Genomic DNA, 17975 nt, shown 5'->3' with positions numbered 1-17975 from the left:
AGCTCGTAAACACGGCCTAATGCCCCGAAAACCTACCCACCTGCGAAGATCCCGATGGGCGGGCGCGTAACCTCTCCGCGGTGAGTGAAGCCACTGCCCCTGCAACGGGTTCTGCGCCCGTCGACCCCACTCGACCCGCAGTTCCGCGTAGCCGCATCGTGATCGCATCGATGGTCGGCACAAGTATCGAATTCTTCGACTTCTACATCTATGCGACTGCCGCGGTCCTCGTATTTCCGACGCTGTTCTTCCCGAAGGGCAACGACACCGCCGCGCTGCTCTCCTCGTTCGCAACGTTCGGTCTCGCATTTGTCGCGCGGCCGATCGGATCGGTGTTGTTCGGACACTTCGGAGATCGCGTGGGCCGTAAGGCGACCCTGGTCGGTTCACTACTCACGATGGGTATCGCCACCTTCGCGATCGGGTTGCTGCCCACGTTCTCCCAGATCGGTTATGCCGCACCGGCTCTGCTCGCGCTGCTGCGGTTCTGCCAGGGCCTCGGACTCGGCGGCGAATGGTCGGGGGCAGCACTGTTGGCCACCGAGACCGCAGAGAAGGGCAAGCGCGCCTGGGCGGCGATGTGGCCGCAGCTCGGTGCGCCGATCGGCTTCTTCTTCGCCAACGGCATCTTCTTGCTGCTGATGCTCGGAATGGACTTCGACGCCAAGAGCGCTGCGACCAACCACGCATTCCTGACCTGGGGTTGGCGAATTCCGTTCCTGGCAAGCGCAATCATGGTGGTCATCGGGCTCTACGTGCGGTTGAAGCTCACCGAGACGCCCGTGTTCGCCAAGGCAGTCGAAGAGGGCAAGAAGGTGCGCGCGCCGTTGGCCGAGGTCGTCAAGACCAGTTGGCGTCCGCTGATCGCCGGCACGTTCATCATGCTGGCCACGTACACGCTCTTCTACATCGTGACCACGTGGACGACCTCGTACGGAACCGGCAAGGTGACCGACGCGTCGGGCGTCAAGCTCTCCATCAGCTACGTCGACTTCCTTGGGCTGCAGCTTATTTCGGTGCTGTTCTTCGCAGCGTGCGTGCCGCTCTCGGGATGGCTCGCCGACCGTTATGGCCGACGCGTGGTGCTCTTGGTCATCACCGGTGCGATCGTCATCTTCGGATTGTGCTTCGGATGGCTGCTGCACCCGTCGTCGGTGACCGACGGCGTGATGCTGGGCTTCCTCGTTTTGGGTATGGCGCTGATGGGACTGACCTTCGGGCCGATGAGCGCGATCCTGCCGGAGCTGTTCCCGACGAACGTGCGCTACACGGGATCTGGGATCGCCTACAACGTCGCGTCGATCCTCGGCGCTGCCGTTGCGCCGTTCATCGCGACGTGGCTGGTTGCCGACTTCGGTGTGGCGTGGGTCGGTGTGTACCTCGCGGTGGCCGGAGTACTGACGCTCCTGGCGCTGTGGTCGGTCAAGGAGACGCGGTCGGTGGACTTGTCGGAGGTCTGAGCGTCGGGGTCTGAGTGCAAGGCATCTGAGCGCCGAACGCGATTCCCTCGGAATCGGGTTTCTGGGGTTGCGATGCGGGAACCAGACCTTCATAGTTAGGCAATGCTTACCTCACTTGAGAAGGTCGCGCCATGGGCGATCGGCCTATTTCGTATCGTCGTCGGCTTCCTGTTCTTCTGTCATGGCGCGTCGACGCTGTTCGGATGGCCGGTCGCGCCGTACGGCGGCGAGACCGCGGCGTTCGGGGTGTGGCCGTCGTGGTGGGCCGCGGCGATTGAGCTGGTCGGCGGCATCCTGGTCATGCTCGGACTCGGCACTCGCGCTGCTGCGTTCATCGGTTCTGGTGCGATGGCCGTTGCCTATTTCTGGAAGCACCAGGGCGACGGTCTGCTGCCCATAGCGAACGAGGGCGACTCGGCCGCGCTGTACTGCTGGGCATTGTTCCTGTTGGTCTTCATCGGCTCGGGGCGTCCCGCATTGGAGAACGTGCTCGCACGTAAGCGAGTGGAAGAGTCCGACGCCGCAGCATCGCAAGGCTCGGCAGTGCGCACCGCTGCCTGATCAACGCGGGTAACGTCAGCGGGGTGATCGAACCGCTGAGCTGGGGCGTACGGCAGTGAGCGGGACGCGGGCCGCCGGGTCGGAGCGCGCGTTCTCGACGTCGCTGGGACGCTTGCTGCCACCCGCGTTCCGCGGTTACCAGCGCGGGTGGTTTCGGGCGGATGTGCTCGCGGGCGTCACGCTCGCGGCCGTCGCCATTCCGGAATCGATGGGCTACAGCACAATTGCCCACGTTCCGGTGGTTGCGGGAATCTATACGATCATTCTTCCCACGATCGTGTTCGCAATTCTGGGTGCCTCACGGCTCATGGTGACCGGTGCCGACTCGGCAACGGCGGCGATCATCGGGTCGGGTATCGCGGGTATCGGAGTCGCTGGACTGCAACCGAACTCGCCGGAATGGTTGGGCTTCGCATCGCTGATCGCCATCGTGGCAGGCCTGATGCTGGCAGTGGCCAGAGTCGCGCGACTGGGTTTTCTCGGCGACTTCCTCTCCACCGCTGTGCTCGTCGGCTTCCTTGCGGGTACCGGGATAAGTGTGCTGACCGGGCAGATTCCCGGAATGCTCGGAGTCTCCGGCAGCGATGGTCGGATTTGGGAGCGCTGGGAACACCTGGCGCGCGAACTCGGCTCCATCAAATGGACTGCGGTGGCGTTCGCCGCTGCGACGCTGCTGTTGCTGATCGTAGGCAAGCGGTGGGCGCCCCGAATTCCGATGCCGGTCATCGTGGTGGTGGCGTCGATCGTGTTGGTGTACGTGTTCAATTGGTCCGACGACGTCCCGGTGATCGGTGAATTGCACGGCGGCTTCCCCGAATTCGGACTTCCCGACAACGTCACGTGGCGCGACATACCGAAAGCCGCGACGGTTGCGATTGGCTGCGCGGTGGTCATTCTCGCCCAAAGTGCCGCCACAGCACGAAGTTTCGCACAGCGTCACGGAGAGGATGCCGACGTCAATCGTGACATCGTCGGATTGTCGGCGGCCAACATAGTGGCGGGCTTCTCGTCGACCTTTGTGGTCAACGGCAGCCCAACCAAGACCGAACTGCTCGAATCCGAACGCGGTCGGACCCAGCTCGCCAACATCACGATGGCGCTGATCGCGCTGATCGTCGTGGTCTTCTTCGACGGCGCGCTCGCCTACATGCCGCACGCCGTTCTGTCAGCGATCGTCGCGGTGGTCGCGGTCCGGCTGATCGACGTCGACCAGTTCCGTCGAATGTGGCGAGTGTCGAAGTACGAGTTCACCATTGCCGTTCTGACCGCCGTGGTGGTGTTGGTCTTCGGTGTGCAGAACGGAGTGGTCGTTGCGATGGGAGTGTCGCTGCTGGCGATAGTGCGCAGGCAGTACCGTCCCGAGCGGTTTGTGGTCGGAGTTTCCGACCACGGACGTCGTCGCCGATACGAATCGGCGAAGCCTGGCGCAGAGTCGATGCCAGGACTCATCGTGTTCCGCTACGACGCGGATCTGTTCTACGCCAACGCCAGTCGCTTCTCCGATGAGGTGGCCGCGCTGGTTCGGGCGGCACCGCACCCGGTGCGTTGGCTGATACTCGACTGCACAGTGATCGGCGACGTCGATTACACGGCCTCGGTCATGCTGAAGGATCTGATCACTTTCGTGCACAAGCGAAATGTTCACTTCGTCCTCGCGGGCGTCGACCCAGAACTCGGCGACACACTCTCTGATGAGCGAGTGCTCTCGGAGCTGAACTCCGACCACGTGTACCCGACGGTCGGCGCCGCGGTGCGTGCGTACGAGGCGGAGTATCCCGACGCGGTGGAGGCTGCGCGGTCGGAGGGCTCGTCGGATGTGGCGCCGGATGCATGGAAGCGGGAGTCATGAAACTCGGGCAGATCGTCGAAGCGTCGAAGCAGATGGCTGCGACCCGATCACGCAAGGTCAAGACCGCCGCATTGGTGGATCTGCTTGGTGCTGCGTCGAAGGACGAACTGCCGATCGTGGTCACGTGGCTCTCCGGTGAAGTGCCGCAGGGCAAGTTGGGTGTCGGATGGCGGTCGTTGGCGAGCCTCGACGTGGATGGCGCCGAGGTGTCGAGACTTGATGTGATCGACGTCGACGACGCGTTTGAGCAGCTTGCTGCGGCCAGGGGAGCGGGGTCGGCGGCACTCAGAAGTAGCGTGTTGACAGAGCTTTTCACGAGTTCGACGCCGCCCGAACAGGACTTCCTGAGACGGTTGCTGACCGGTGAACTGCGGCAGGGATCGTTGGCGGGGCTGATGGTCGACGCGGTGGCGCAAGCGACGGGTCAGCCCGTCGACTCGGTGCGACGCGCGCACATGCTCACCGGATCACTCTCGGAGACAGCGGTATTGGCCGCGCACGGTGGTGACGAAGCGTTGCGTGGAGTGCGACTTCAGGTCGGCCGGGCGATTGCACCGATGCTTGCGACTCCCGCCGACGATCTACCGAGTGCGCTGGCTGATCTCGGCCCCGACGCCGTTGTCGACTTCAAGCTCGACGGGGCACGAATTCAGGTGCACCGCAACGGCGGTGACGTGTGGGTGTTCACGCGCACATTGCGGGACGTGACCGATAGGGTTCCGGACCTTGTCGACGCCGTGCTTGGGTTGCCCTGCGAATCAGTCATTTTCGACGGCGAGACGTTGATGCTCAGCGACGATGGCCGACCGCGACCGTTCCAGGAGACGATGAGCCGGTTCGGATCTGCAGCAGATGAGGCGGATCCTCGGCTGCTGCAACCGTTCTTCTTCGACTGCCTGCATCTCGACGGCCGTGATCTGATCGACCTGCCGCTGTCGGAACGACTCGAAGCGCTCGACGAGGTGGCACCAGGACTCCGCATTCCATCGGTCGTAGACCCCGATGTCGAAGCGGCGCAGGCACAATTCGACGCGGCCATCGCAGCTGGCCACGAGGGAGTCATGGTCAAGTCGCGCAGCGGTGTGTATGCCGCGGGGCGTCGTGGGCGGACGTGGCAGAAGGTCAAACCGGTGCACACGCTCGACCTCGTGGTCCTCGCTGCCGAGTGGGGATCCGGGCGTCGACGAGGCTGGCTGTCGAATCTGCACCTGGGCGCACGTGACCCCGAAGGCGGGCCGCCGGTGATGGTCGGCAAGACGTTCAAGGGTCTGACCGACGAGATATTGCGTTGGCAAACCGCGGAATTCCCCAGGTACGAGGAGTCACGTTCGGAGTGGGCGGTCTTCCTGCGACCGGAGATCGTCGTGGAGATCGAACTCGACGGCGTGCAGCGCAGTTCAAGGTATCCGGGCGGGGTCGCACTGCGGTTCGCCCGAGTGCTGCGGTACCGGCCCGACAAGACCGCGGCCGACGCCGACACGATCGACGCCGTGCGGGCGCTGCTGCCGTAGGGGGCGCTCGGCGGCCGAGCCACGCTTCGCTGGTCGAGCTTGTCGAGACCACCCCACCGCTGGTCGAGCTTGTCGAGACCACCCACCCCGCCGGTCGAGCCTCCACCCGCTGGTCGAGCTTGTCGAGACCACCCACCGCGCTGCCGAGCCACACACCGCTGGTGATTTCGACTCGGCTGCTCGCTCCGCTCGCGGCCGGCTCAATCAGCGGAAGGGCCCCGCGCCAGCCTCCGCTGGTCGAGCTTGTCGAGACCACCCACCCCGCCGGTCGAGCTTCACCCGCTGGTCGAGCTTGTCGAGACCACCCACCGCGCTGCCGAGCCACACACCGCTGGTGATTTCGACTCGGCTGCTCGCTCCGCTCGCGGCCGGCTCAATCAGCGGAAGGGCCCCGCGCCAGCCTCCGCTGGTCGAGCTTGTCGAGACCACCCACCCCGCCGGTCGAGCTTCACCCGCTGGTCGAGCTTGTCGAGACCACCCACCGCGCTGCCGAGCCACACACCGCTGGTGATTTCGACTCGGCTGCTCGCTCCGCTCGCGGCCGGCTCAATCAGCGGAAGGGCCCCGCGCCAGCCTCCGCTGGTCGAGCTTGTCGAGACCACTCTTCGCCGGCCGATCCCTCCCGCCGCTGGTGATTTCGACTCGGCTGCTCGCTTCGCTCGCGGCCGGCTCAATCAGCGGAAGGGCCCCGCGCCAGCCTCCGCTGGTCGAGCCTCCACCCGCTGGTCTAGCCTCTACCCGCTGGTCGAGCTTGTCGAGACCACTCATCGCTGGTCGATCCCTCCCGCCGCTGGTGATTTCGACTCGGCTGCTCGCTTCGCTCGCGGCCGGCTCAATCAGCGGAAGGGCCCCGCGCCAGCCTCCGCTGGTCGAGCCTCCACCCGCTGGTCTAGCCTCTACCCGCTGGTCGAGCTTGTCGAGACCACTCATCGCTGGTCGATCCCTCCCGCCGCTGGTGATTTCGACTCGGCTGCTCGCTTCGCTCGCGGCCGGCTCAATCAGCGGAAGGGCCCCGCGCCAGCCTCCGCTGGTCGAGCCTCCACCCGCTGGTCTAGCCTCTACCCGCTGGTCGAGCTTGTCGAGACCACTCATCGCTGGTCGATCCCTCCCGCCGCTGGTGATTTCGACTCGGCTGCTCGCTTCGCTCGCGGCCGGCTCAATCAGCGGAAGGGCCCCGCGCCAGCCTCCGCTGGTCGAGCCTCTACCCGCTGGTCGAGCTTGTCGAGACCACCAAGCGGCCTGTGGATAGAGAATCTCGGCAGCAGATCTGTGGGCGCATAGTTGTCGGATGAGCGGCTACATGTACATCCTCGAGTGCTCTGACGGCAGCTACTACGTGGGCAGCACACGGAACGTCGAGTCCAGAGTCGAGCAGCACAACTCCGGGCAGGGGAGTCGCTACACGCGCTGCCGGCTGCCAGTTCGGCTTGTTTATCAACACGAATGCTCGACCATCGCAGAGGCGTACGCGTTGGAGAAGCGCGTCCAGAACTGGTCCCGTGGGAAACGGAAGGCTCTCATTGCTGGGGATTACGTGCTGCTGCAACAACTCTCACGCAACCGACAAGGCGGGGCGTAGGTGCTCGCAGCGGGGTGGTCTCGACAAGCTCGACCAGCGAGCGGCGACGGGCGTCAGCCGCGGTAACCCAGGCGGCGGCTGACCGTGTCGGCGGCGTGCACGACGCCCTCGGCGAGATGGGGGGCGTCGGCGGGGTCGAGGCGGTAGCGCGGGCCCGAGATGCTCAGCGCCGACACGACCGCGCCGGTGCTGTCGCGGACTGGGGCGGCGAGGGCGACGAGCCCGACCTCGAGTTCCTCGTCAGCCAGCGCCCAGCCGCGAGCGGAGGAGGCGGCGAGGTCGGCGATGAGCTGACCGAGGTCGGTGATGGTGTTGTCGGTGAAGCCCGGTAGTTCGTCGGAGTAGAGTAGGCGCAGTTCTCGTTCGCTCAAGCCGGTGAGTAGTGCCTTCCCCGACGACGTGGCGTGCGCGGGTGACGGCTGCCCGATCCAGGTCTTCAGCGCAACGCTCGACGAGCCCTGCGACTCGACCACGTTGATGGCCTGCGCGGCGTCGAGGACAGCGAGATTGGTTGTCTCCCCGGTCTTCCTGGCCACGTCGTCGCAGACGTCCTGACCGAGCTTGGCGAGATCCATTGTGGCGGTTGTCGATCCGGCCAATCGCACAACCGTGAAGCCGATGCGATACTTCCGGCCACCCGGCGCCTGCTCGACAAAGCCGCGCGATTCCAGCGATGCCACGATCCGTGAGACCGTCGACTTGTGGACTCCGAGGGCGACTGACAGTTCGGTGATGCCCGCTGCGCCCGCGTCGGCGATCAGCTCCATGATCTGCAGCGCGCGGTCGACGGACTGCACGGCGCCACCTGCGGTCTTGTCGTGGTCGGGTGCGTCGGTGGACATGATGCTCATGAGCCTACCTGTCGATTCCGTTGGGTTGAGGCTGCCGGCCACTTACCCAATCTGTACGTACACAATCTGGTCGTGAGCGGGCCGCCATCGAGATAATCTCCTCGGCCTCGCGCTGAGGTACGACTTGTGTACGTACCAGGCGAACTCGACACGAGTCAGCGCTCATTGGCTTCGGTTCGCCTCCTTGATGAGGTCGGCGCACTTCTCCGCCATGGTCATCACCGTGATGTTCGGGTTGACGACGGGCAGTTTGGGCATCGCCGACGCGTCGACAACCCGCAAACCCGAAACGCCCTTCACCCGCAGCTCGGGATCGAGCACCGCCAGCGGATCCGACGCCGCTCCCATCCTCGCGGTACCCGCGGGGTGGTACACGGTGTTGTGCGTCTTGTGCATGTAGTCGATCAACTCGTCGTCGGTCACGGCGTCGAGCCCCGGTGCCAGTTCGCGAGATACCCACTCCGACAACGGACTCTGCGCACCGATCTCACGCGCGAGCCGGATACCGGCGAGCATCACCCGCTCGTCGTGGCCCTCGGGATCGGTGAAATAGCGCGGGTCAACCCGGGGCCGGTCGCGGAAGTCGCGCGACCGCAGTCGCACCGTTCCCCGGGAAAGTCCCTGCGTCACATTGGGTGTGAGGCAGAACCCCGACTCCGTGGTTGGGTAGCCCCATCGGAGTGTGTTCATGTCGAACGGCACGCTGCCGTAGTGCATCATCAGGTCCGAGTGGTCGAGGCCGTCACGTGTGGTGGCAAAGAGGCCGATCTCCCACCACTGCGTCGACTCGGTGACCATCGGCTGCGACGCCTCCCAGAACACCAGGCCCTCAACGTGGTCGTCGAGGTTCTCGCCGACGCCGGGCGAGTCGACACGCACCTCGACTCCGACCTCGCGCAGGTGGTCCGCCGGTCCGATCCCGCTGAGCATCAACAACTTCGGAGTGTCGATGGCCCCCGCGGTCACGATGACCTCGCGTCGTGCGTCGACGGTGTCGTATCCGCTGAGATCCGGCCGCAGGAACGTGACACCGGTGGCTCGTAAAGAGTCGTCGATGACGATCTCGCGGACCCAACTGTTCGTCAGCACAGTCAGATTGGGTCGCTTGTCGAGGATCGGATGCAGGTAGGCGTGCGATGACGACATGCGTTCGCCCGCTTCGTTCGCGTTGATCTGCAGCCAGCCGGCGGCATTCGGGTGCCAATCGTCGCGGTTGAATGCGACGGTCTCGAGGCCGAGCTTGGCGGCCGCATCCAGCACCGCTTGCCCGCACGGGTCATTGGGCGGCACGTCGCGCAGCCGGACGGGGCCATCGTGTCCGTGCGGATAGCCCTGGTATGTCCCGTCAGCGACGTTGTTCTCCACGCGCGCGACGTAGGGGAGTACGGCTTCGGGTCCCCAACCGGTCGCGCCCATCGCCTCCCAGTCCCGTAGTCCCTGCGCGAGAGGCCAGAAGGCGATACACGAGTTGTGCGACGAACATCCGCCGAGCACCTTGGCCCTGGCGTGTCGTAGAAAGCTGTTGCCCTTCTCCTGCGGTTCGACGGGATAGTCCCAGTCGTAGCCGGAGTCGAGTAGGTGCATCCAGTCGGCCAACACCAGGATCGCCGGATCGTCGACGTCACTCGGTCCGGCCTCGATCAGACAGACAGTGACGTCGGGATCTTCGGAAAGCCGTGCGGCGAGAACACATCCGGCGGTTCCACCGCCAGCGATCACGTAGTCGTAGGTAGTCACTGCGCGGCCTCCGTGGCGATGCCGTTGGTGCTCGAATGCGATGCCAGTACACCGATGTTCCGACGTCCAACGGTGAAGTACCAGAGCAACCCGAGCCCGAGGATGATGCCGATATAGACGAATGCACCCCACGTGTTGAACCACGGTGTGCCGTACACCGCAGAGCGCGGCCATGCCAGGTTCAGTGCCATTCCGATGCCCCAGACGACGGCCAGCAGGTTCACCGCCAGACCCCACCGCCCCATCGTGAAGTAGCCGCCCTCGGCGAGATCCTTCGGTGGCCACTCACCTCGAAAACGCTTGAGCAGCATGGGCATCGTGACCAACAGATATGCGAGGTAGATCATGATGATCGCGATCGACGTCAGCACCGTGAAGATCTTCGGCTGACCGATGTTGATCACCAGTATCAGCACCGCGAGAATTCCGATGACGAAAGCGGGAATGACCGGAGTCTGACGCTTCGGGTCGACCTTGGCCAGATGAGAGCCGAAGGGCAGCGCGTTGTCGCGGGCCATCGCAAACATCAATCGGATCGCCGCCGTGTGCACGGCGAGTGAGCAGACGACGACCGCGATGACGATGGCGACGAGGAAGATCTTGCCCAGCGGTCCCCACATCACGGTTTCGACGATGTACTGCAGGCTGCCGTCTGGCTGACCAAGCTTGGGATCGTCAAGATCCGGGCCGGCCATGATCGCGAAAACGAGTATCGCACCGCCGATGACGAACGACGCAAGAATCGCGCGCAGGATCGCCTTCGGCGCGGTGCGTCGTGGTTCGACGGTCTCCTCGCCGAGCGAACTGGCGGTGTCGAAGCCGTACATCACATAACCCGACGCCAGCGACGCGACGAGGAATGCACCAAGGTAGCCGCCACTCTCGCCTGCCCCGTACCCGTGTGTGGAAAAGAAGACCTGCGGGCCGCGGGTCACGTTGCACGCCAGGATGATTGCGATGAGTACGGCTGCGATGAGTTCGACGAAGACGCCGACACTGTTGATCAATGCCATGAGCCGTACGCTCCACGCGTTGATGGCGGTGGTGAGGGCCACCAGGATCGAGCCGAGGATCACCGCGTTGACCGCGTACGACGTCGGCGTGGAACCGTCGCCGTAGATCTGGAAACCGCTCCACAGTCTCGGCAGATTGAGCTGTAGCGCCAACACGACGGCGGCCAGGGTGACGATCGACGCCGTGAGCATCAACCAGCCCGCCGACCACCCAACCAACTGCGTGCCCAATCGCTTTGCCCAGTTGTATACCGACCCTGCGACCGGGTACTTGGCTGCGAGCTCCATGAAACACAGTGCGACACAGAGCTGTCCGACGAAGACGATCGGCCACGACCAGAGATAAGCCGGTCCTGCGGTCCCGAAGCCGAAGTAGAACAGCTGGAAGGTCCCGGTAAGAATGGAGATGTAGCTGACGCCCGCGGCGAAGCTGGCGAACTTGCCGATACTACGGTCGAGCGACTGTTTGTATCCGAAGTCTTCGAGGCCGTCGGCCTCGGAAGTGGTTGTCGGCGTAGACTCTGTGGCCATTGTTCCTCATCGCGTGATCATTCCGGTCCGAACCACCGCGACGCCGACGGCGCGGTGTTGTGCCAGATGTGCTTTGTTTCTTGGTATTCCGCGAGCCCAGTCGGGCCCAGTTCGCGTCCGTTGCCGGACTTGCCGAATCCTCCCCATTCGGCGGCTGGTGTGTAGTAGCCGAAGTCGTTGAGCCACACGGTTCCGTGTCGCAGACCGCGAACCATCCGTTCGCCGAGCGCGGCGTCGGAGGTGCGGACTCCCGCGGCCAAACCGTATGCGGTGTCGTTTCCGAGTGTGAGCGCCTGCTCCTCGGTCTCGAATCGTTCGACGGTGAGGATCGGTCCGAAAGTCTCGTCGCGGACGATCGTCATAGACCGGTCGCAGTGGTCGAAGATGGTGGGGGAGAAGAAGTATCCGCCCGGATCGAGATCGTTGCGATCCGGCCGTCCGCCGCCGCAACGCAGCACGGCGCCTTCGTCCTTGGCCGACGCCACGTAGGCGTGCATCTTGTCGAGTTGTGCCTGCGACACCAGGGGGCCGGTCTCGCTGGTCGGATCGAGTCCGTCGCCCATGCGAATGGTGCAGGCGCGCTGGACGAGAGCGTCGACGAAGTCGTCGGCGATGGAGGACTGCACGATGAGCCGTGTGCCCGACGAGCACACCTGGCCCGAGTGTAGGAACACCCCGGTGAGTACCTGGTCGACCGACGATTCCCAGTCGGCGTCGTCGAAGACGATGTGCGGGTTCTTTCCGCCGAGTTCGACGGCGACCTTGGTGACGTGTTTGGCGGCGGTCTCCGAGATCACAATGCCGGTCTGCAGGCCGCCCGTGAACGAGATGAAGTCGACGTCGGGGTTGTCGGTGAGCGCGGGACCGAGAACGGCTCCGGACCCCTGCACCAGGTTGAGTACCCCGGCGGGGACTCCTGCCTCCTCGCACAGCCTGACGAAAGCGATCGTCGAAAGGGGCGTCACCTCACTGGGTTTGGCGACCATGGTGCAACCTGCTGCGAGCGCGGGGGCGATCTTCCACGAGATCTGCAGGAGCGGATAGTTCCAGGGCGCGATGAGAACGCAGACCCCGATCGGCTCGCGCACCACTCGGCTGATCACGGCGGGGTTGCCGACGTCGACGAGCCGATCGGCAGACGTCTCGACGAGCGAGGCGTAGTAGCGGAACACCGACTCGACGTCGTCGATGTCGATCTCACTCTCCGCCAACGTCTTTCCGGTGTCGAGTGTCTCGATGTATGCGAGGTCTGCTTTGTCGCGGACCAACAGGTCGGCGATACGGCGTAGAAGCGCTGCTCGCTCGGCGACCGGCGTCGCAGGCCATTTGCCGTCGTCGAACGTCGTACGTGCAGCGGTGACGGCGGCTGTCGCGTCGTCGGAGCTAGCCTCGTCGACAGAGATGAACTCGGTGCCGTTCGCAGGGTTGATCAGCGCGCGGACGCCGCCGTCGGAGGCGGGGCGCCACGTGCCGTCGATGTAGAGCTGATGCGTGCCGATCAGCCCCGCGAGCGGTTGGGTCATTCGGTTCTCTTGCCTTCCGTAGTTCCCGCGTCTTCCGTTGCGGACGGGATGGTTTCGACGGTGCCGTTGACGAAGGGAGCGATCGGGTCGCCGGTTTCGGGGTCGAGCACCGCGAACTCGCTGGTCTCGATCTTGACAGCCTCTTCGCGGATGTGCTCGTCGACGCGATCGGAGAGCAGACCACGAGCGACGATCAACGGGTCGCGGCGCAAATCCATGTACAGCGACACGCACATGCCGACCATCACCAACACGAACGGCAGCGCAGCGATGATCGCCATCTGTTTGATGCCGTTGAGCCCGTCGTCGCCGCTGACCGCGAGCAGCACCGCGGCGACCGCGCCGGTGGATACACCCCAGAAGATGGTGATCCACCTACTCGGTTCGGGCGAACCGCGTTGCGAGAGCGTACCCATCACCAACGACGCCGAATCCGCGCCGGAGACAAAGAAGATGGCGACCAGAATCATGACGAGCGCGGAGGCTATCGCCGTCCAGGGCATGTTGGCCAAGACGTCGAAGAGCGTGTCCTCGCTGGCGCTGGTGTCGGGATCGAAAGGCAGCTTGCCGTCGGTGAATTCACGTATCGCCGATCCGCCGAAGATGCAGAACCACAACAGCGACACCACAGTTGGCACGATCATCACGCCGACGACGAACTCACGGATGGTGCGGCCCTTGGAGATCTTCGCCAGGAACATACCGACGAAGGGGGTCCAGGACACCCACCATGCCCAGTAGAAGATGGTCCACGATGCCAGCCAGCTCTCACCGTCGGCGTCGACCGTCGCGCCGGATCGTGCGGAGAAGCCGAGGGCGTCGTTGGCGTAGGCGCCCATCGTGGTGGGCAGGAGGTTGAGGATGAATACGGTGGGGCCAACGACGAACACGAACACCGCGAGGATCAGCGCCAACACCATGTTGATGTTCGACAGCCACTGAATTCCCTTGGCGATACCCGACACGGCCGACGCGACGAAAGCGGCGGTCAGCACCGCGATGATCGTCACGAGGACCATGGTGGACGGATTCTTCACCCAACCGACCTTGTCCAGGCCCGAACCGATTTGCAGCGCACCGAGTCCCAGTGAGGCGACGGTTCCGAACAGCGTCGCGAAGATCGCGAGGATGTCAATGATCTTGCCGACTGGGCCATTCGCCGAATTGCCAAGTAGCGGAGCGAAAACCGCACTCATGAGCTGGCTTCGGCCAAGGCGATAGGTGGAGTATGCGATGGCCAAGCCGACGACTGCGTACATCGCCCACGGATGAAATCCCCAGTGGAACATGGTGGTTGCCATCGCAACCTGTACGTCGCGAGCGGAGTATCCGGGCGGTGCCTTGACGAAGTGGAACAGTGGTTCGTATGCGCCGAAGAACATCAAGCCGATGCCCATGCCTGCGCTGAACATCATCGCGATCCAGCTCACCGTGCGGTACTCGGGTTTGTCGCCGTCCTTGCCGAGCGGAATGCGCCCGTACTTACTCAGGGCGAGCCAGATTGCGAAGATGACGAAACCGGTTGCGGTGAGGATGAACAGCCAACCGAGGTTGCTGGTGATCCAGTCGAGGACGGTCGACGAGACGGACGCGAGATTATGGGGCTTGATAAGACCCCAGATGAGAAACGCGATGATCAGTGCTGCCGTCGCACCGAACACCACCGGGTCGAGTGTGTAGCGTTTCCGCACATCATTCATGTTCGCCATGGCGCCTCTTTTCGCAGGTAGCGGTGGACACTTACTGCTTGATTCGAGCCATCTCGGGGTCGACCACCGGATCCGAGATCACTAAGGCACCATACGACGTGCGCAAGTAATCGACCGCAACGGCCGTGGAATCGGGCAGATCCGACGGCAGCCACGCGTACGCGAGACACGCGCCGACCGTCGGCGACCACCCTGCGCTCGTGACGTATCCGACGACGTCCCCGTCTACCCTGACCGGCTCCTTCCCGAGTACCACGGCAGCAGGGTCGTCGAACTTGAGGGTTCGCAGGCGCAAGGGGCATACCCGCTGGTCCAGGGCATTCTTTCCGACGAACTCGGGCTTCGACGACTTCACGGCGAAGCTCAGCCCGGCCGCGTCGGGGGTGTGTTCGGTCGTCATGTCGACGCCGGCGGATCGGTAGCCCTTCTCAATGCGCAGCGCATTGAAGGCGATCCGGCCCGCGGCAATGATGCGGTGCTCAGCGCCCGCCGCCATGAGGAGGTCCCACAAACCACGGCCGTACTCGGCGTCGGCGTAGATCTCCCACCCGAGCTCGCCGACGTAGGACACCCGCATGAGTGTCACGGGTACGGACCCAATGGTTGTCTGGACGCAGCGGAAGTACTTCAGGCCGTCGTTGGTCAGGCCGGTTGGCGTCAGTGGTGCGACGACGTCGCGAGCCGATGGGCCCCAGAGCCCGATGCAGCACGTTGCGCCGGTGATGTCTCGTAGTGTCACGCTGCGATCGGCAGGAAGGTGGCGAGACAACCAGTCGAAGTCGATCGGTCCGTTGGCCCCGACCTGGAACAGATCGGCGCCGAGGCGGGCGACCGTCAGGTCCGACCGCACGCCGCCTTCGTCGTCGAGCATGAGCGTGTAGGTGATGGAGCCGATCGACTTGTCGACATTGTTGGTGGTCATCCGCTGGAGGAAGTCGGCGGCCCCGGGGCCGGAGACTTCGTAGCGGGTCAGCGGTGTCATGTCGTACATCGCGACATGACTGCGGGTCCACGCTGCTTCCGCGACCGAGATGGGCGACCAGTTGCGTGCCGACCATGCGTCGCGCAGCGGGATCTGCAGGCCACCGGCGACGAGTTCGTCGAGTATCGGCTGATTGGCCTCGAACCACGCCGGCCGCTCCCACAGATTCGCGACCCAGAACTCTGCGCCGAGCGCGGCTTGCCGGTCGTAGAACGGGCTGGTGCGCACTCCGCGGGGCGCGGCAACCTGGTCGTGCGGATGGATGATGTCGTAGACCTCGACGAACGACTGCGAACTCGTCGTGAGGATGTAGTCGTCTGTGAGAGCGGCGTTTTCGAACCGGTACAGATCGAACTCGTGGGTGTCGACGCTGGGCGCGCCGTCGACCATCCACTCGGCGACGGTGCGTGCGATACCCGCGGAGTGTGTGACCCACACGGCCTCGGCGACCCAGAATCCCTTGAGGCCGCGATGTTCTCCGACGACGGAGTGCCCGTCGGGGGTGAACGAGAAGATGCCGTTGAAGCCGTCGTCGACCTTCCCTGTCGCGAGTTCTGGTATGAGCGTGATGGTTTGGTCCCAGGCTTCGGCGAAATCGTCTGGCGTGAACATCAGTTTCGACGGCATCTCCTCGAGCGAGACGGTCGAGTCGTAGTCGAGTGCGTTGACGTCGCTCGGCATCGGGCGATGACCGTAGTAGCCGATACCGAGGCGGTCGCCGTGCTCCCGGTAGTAGAGGTCGCGGTCCTGATGGCGCAGGATCGGCAGCGAGGCCTCTGCGACAGCAGAATTGGCGCCGTGGCGCGATTCGAGCGGCGTGGTGTATGCGTACTGATGCGCCATCGGGACGAGGGGGATGGTGAGCCCGACGCGGCGGCCGAACTCTCTGCCCCAGAAACCTGTGCAGCACACCACGATGTCGGCGTCGACGACCCCGGTCGCGGTGCGGACGCCACGTACCTCACCGTTGCATTCGACGACATCGATCACCTCGGTGTGCGGGACGAACCGCGCACCACGTGAGATCGCCCGCATCGCTTGAGCTTCTGCTGCCCGCAGCGCTTTGGCGAGACCATCGCGCGGCGTGAAGAACCCGCCGACGATCTGGTCTGGATCGATCAGGGGGTGGCGTTCGAGACACTCTGCGGGAGACAGGAGCTCATGTTCGACGCCGCGCGAGGCAGCCCAGCCTGCCTTGCGGTGGAGGTCGTCCAGGCGTGCCTCCGTGGTGGCAACCTCGAGCCCTCCGAGGTGACTGAAGCACCAGCCGTCGGGATGTGCGAGCGTGGAGAACTTCTCGAGGGTGTAGCTCGCGAGCTCGGTCATCGTCTTCGACGGATTGGTCGCGAACACGAGACCCGGTGCGTGCGAGGTCGATCCACCGGTGGCGAAGAGCGGCCCGCGGTCGAGGACTGTCACGTCGCTCCAGCCACGCGCGGTGAGCTCGTCGGCCAGCGAGGTGCCGACGATGCCTGCGCCGACGATGACGACTTTGGGAGTGGGCATGGGGTTTCCTTTTGGTGGGGGGGGTCTCGACAAGCTCGACCAGCGGGGGGAGCTCTCGACCAGCGGGTGGGGCTCGACCGGCGGTGGTCTCGACAAGCTCGACCAGCGGTGGGGCTCGACCAGCGGGTGGGGCGCTCGACCGGCGGGTGGTCTCGACAAGCTCGACCAGCGGGTGGCGCTCGACCAGCGGGTGGGGCGCTCGACCAGCGGGTGGTCTCGACAAGCTCGACCAGCGGGTGGCGCTCGACCAGCGGGTGGCGCTCGACCAGCGGGCGGGGCTCGACCGGCGGGTGGGGCGGGGCGGGCGGCTAGCTGAACACCACGGTGCTGGTTCCGTTCATGAGCACGCGGTTCTCGCTGTGCCAGCGGACGGCGCGGGAGAGCGCCAGGGCTTCGGCGTCGCTGCCGACCGTGGCGAGCCTGCGCGGGTCGTGGGTGTGATCGATGCGGATCACCTCCTGTTCGATGATCGGGCCTTCGTCGAGATCTGCTGTCACGTAATGTGCTGTCGCGCCGACATATTTGACCCCGCGTTGATGGGCCTGGTGGTAGGGCTTGGCGCCTTTGAAGCCCGGAAGGAACGAGTGGTGGATGTTGATCGCCCTGCCGCGCAGCTTCGCGCAGGTCTCGTCGGACAGGATCTGCATGTATCGGGCGAGGACGACGAGATCGGCGTCGAACTCGTCGACGGTTGCCAGGAGTCTTGCCTCGGCGTCGACCTTCGTGTCCGGTGACACCGGCAGATGTCGGAACGGGAGTCCGGCGGAGGTTGCCATCGGCTCGAGATCGGTGTGGTTGGACACGACCGCGACGAGCTCACCTCCGAGTGTCCCTGCACGCCAACGGAAGATCAGGTCGTTGAGGCAGTGGCCGAGTTTGGAGACCATGACGACGATCCGCGCGGGCGTGCGGTCGTGGATCTCGAACTGGGCGTCGATCCCGCTGGCGAGATGTTCGAACGCGCGGACCATGTCGTCCGCGCTGGATTGTCGCGCCGACGCGAATTCTGTTCGTACGAAGAGGGTATGCGTTGTCGGATCGTCGAACTGTCGGTGGTCGATGACCTCGCAGCCGTGGCTGAACAGGAACGACGAGATCGCATGCATGATTCCGCCGCGGGAGGGGCACCGCAGGGTGAGCGTGAAAGTCGAGGGCATGAGCGG

General features: G+C 64.6%; 12 protein-coding genes. 5 read left to right on the top strand and 7 right to left on the bottom strand.

Features of this window, described 5'->3' with window-relative positions; all coding sequences use genetic code 11:
- Positions 1-170 precede the first annotated feature (170 nt).
- The 5 genes from A5766_RS15595 to A5766_RS15570 all read left to right on the top strand — a co-directional run bounded on the left by A5766_RS15595 (position 171) and on the right by A5766_RS15570 (position 6960).
- The gene (locus A5766_RS15595; protein ID WP_442902964.1) at positions 171-1460 is read left to right on the top strand and encodes an MFS transporter; all 1290 of its coding nucleotides are present in this window, start codon (positions 171-173) and stop codon (positions 1458-1460) included.
- A gap of 102 nt (positions 1461-1562) precedes the next feature.
- Complete coding sequence (locus tag A5766_RS15590) at positions 1563-2021, top strand: DoxX family protein (protein ID WP_064905291.1); 459 nt, start codon at positions 1563-1565, stop codon at positions 2019-2021.
- A 55-nt stretch (positions 2022-2076) separates the two neighbouring features.
- Positions 2077-3870, top strand: a complete 1794-nt coding sequence (locus tag A5766_RS15585) for a SulP family inorganic anion transporter (protein WP_064905290.1) — start codon at positions 2077-2079, stop codon at positions 3868-3870.
- Positions 3867-5381: an ATP-dependent DNA ligase gene (locus tag A5766_RS15580; RefSeq protein WP_064905288.1), complete on the top strand. Its 1515-nt coding sequence runs from the start codon at positions 3867-3869 to the stop codon at positions 5379-5381. The genes A5766_RS15585 and A5766_RS15580 overlap by 4 nt, the downstream gene beginning before the upstream one ends.
- Before the next feature lie 1288 nt (positions 5382-6669).
- Positions 6670-6960 carry a GIY-YIG nuclease family protein gene (locus A5766_RS15570; protein ID WP_064863110.1) on the top strand — a complete coding sequence of 97 codons (291 nt, stop codon included), beginning with the start codon at positions 6670-6672 and terminating at the stop codon, positions 6958-6960.
- Positions 6961-7013: 53 nt separating this feature from the next.
- On the opposite strand, the gene A5766_RS15565 is transcribed toward A5766_RS15570, so the two are convergent.
- The 7 genes from A5766_RS15565 to purU form a co-directional block, all read right to left on the bottom strand.
- A complete protein-coding gene (locus tag A5766_RS15565; RefSeq protein WP_156527472.1) occupies positions 7014-7811 on the bottom strand; it encodes an IclR family transcriptional regulator in 798 nt (265 codons plus the stop codon).
- A gap of 162 nt (positions 7812-7973) precedes the next feature.
- Positions 7974-9548 (bottom strand): GMC family oxidoreductase, encoded by a 1575-nt coding sequence (locus tag A5766_RS15560; protein ID WP_064864781.1) that lies wholly within the window; start codon positions 9546-9548, stop codon positions 7974-7976.
- Positions 9545-11092 carry an APC family permease gene (locus tag A5766_RS15555; protein WP_064864784.1) on the bottom strand — a complete coding sequence of 516 codons (1548 nt, stop codon included), beginning with the start codon at positions 11090-11092 and terminating at the stop codon, positions 9545-9547. The genes A5766_RS15560 and A5766_RS15555 overlap by 4 nt, the downstream gene beginning before the upstream one ends.
- A 17-nt stretch (positions 11093-11109) precedes the next feature.
- Complete coding sequence (locus A5766_RS15550; RefSeq protein WP_064905284.1) at positions 11110-12615, bottom strand: aldehyde dehydrogenase family protein; 1506 nt, start codon at positions 12613-12615, stop codon at positions 11110-11112.
- Positions 12612-14324, bottom strand: coding sequence for a BCCT family transporter (locus A5766_RS15545; RefSeq protein WP_064905282.1), 1713 nt, complete (start codon positions 14322-14324; stop codon positions 12612-12614). The genes A5766_RS15550 and A5766_RS15545 overlap by 4 nt, the downstream gene beginning before the upstream one ends.
- 31 nt (positions 14325-14355) lie before the next feature.
- The gene (locus A5766_RS15540) at positions 14356-16812 is read right to left on the bottom strand and encodes a GcvT family protein (RefSeq protein ID WP_064905280.1); all 2457 of its coding nucleotides are present in this window, start codon (positions 16810-16812) and stop codon (positions 14356-14358) included.
- Between the two features lie 308 nt (positions 16813-17120).
- A complete protein-coding gene (gene purU, locus A5766_RS15535) occupies positions 17121-17969 on the bottom strand; it encodes a formyltetrahydrofolate deformylase (protein WP_064905278.1) in 849 nt (282 codons plus the stop codon).
- Positions 17970-17975 lie beyond the last annotated feature (6 nt).

Origin of the sequence: Gordonia sp. 852002-51296_SCH5728562-b (genome assembly GCF_001665475.1) — a bacterium.
Classification (GTDB): Bacteria; Actinomycetota; Actinomycetes; order Mycobacteriales; family Mycobacteriaceae; genus Gordonia; species Gordonia sputi.
Note: the sequence above shows the minus strand (reverse complement) of the source record. Positions and strands in the feature narration are given on the sequence as shown.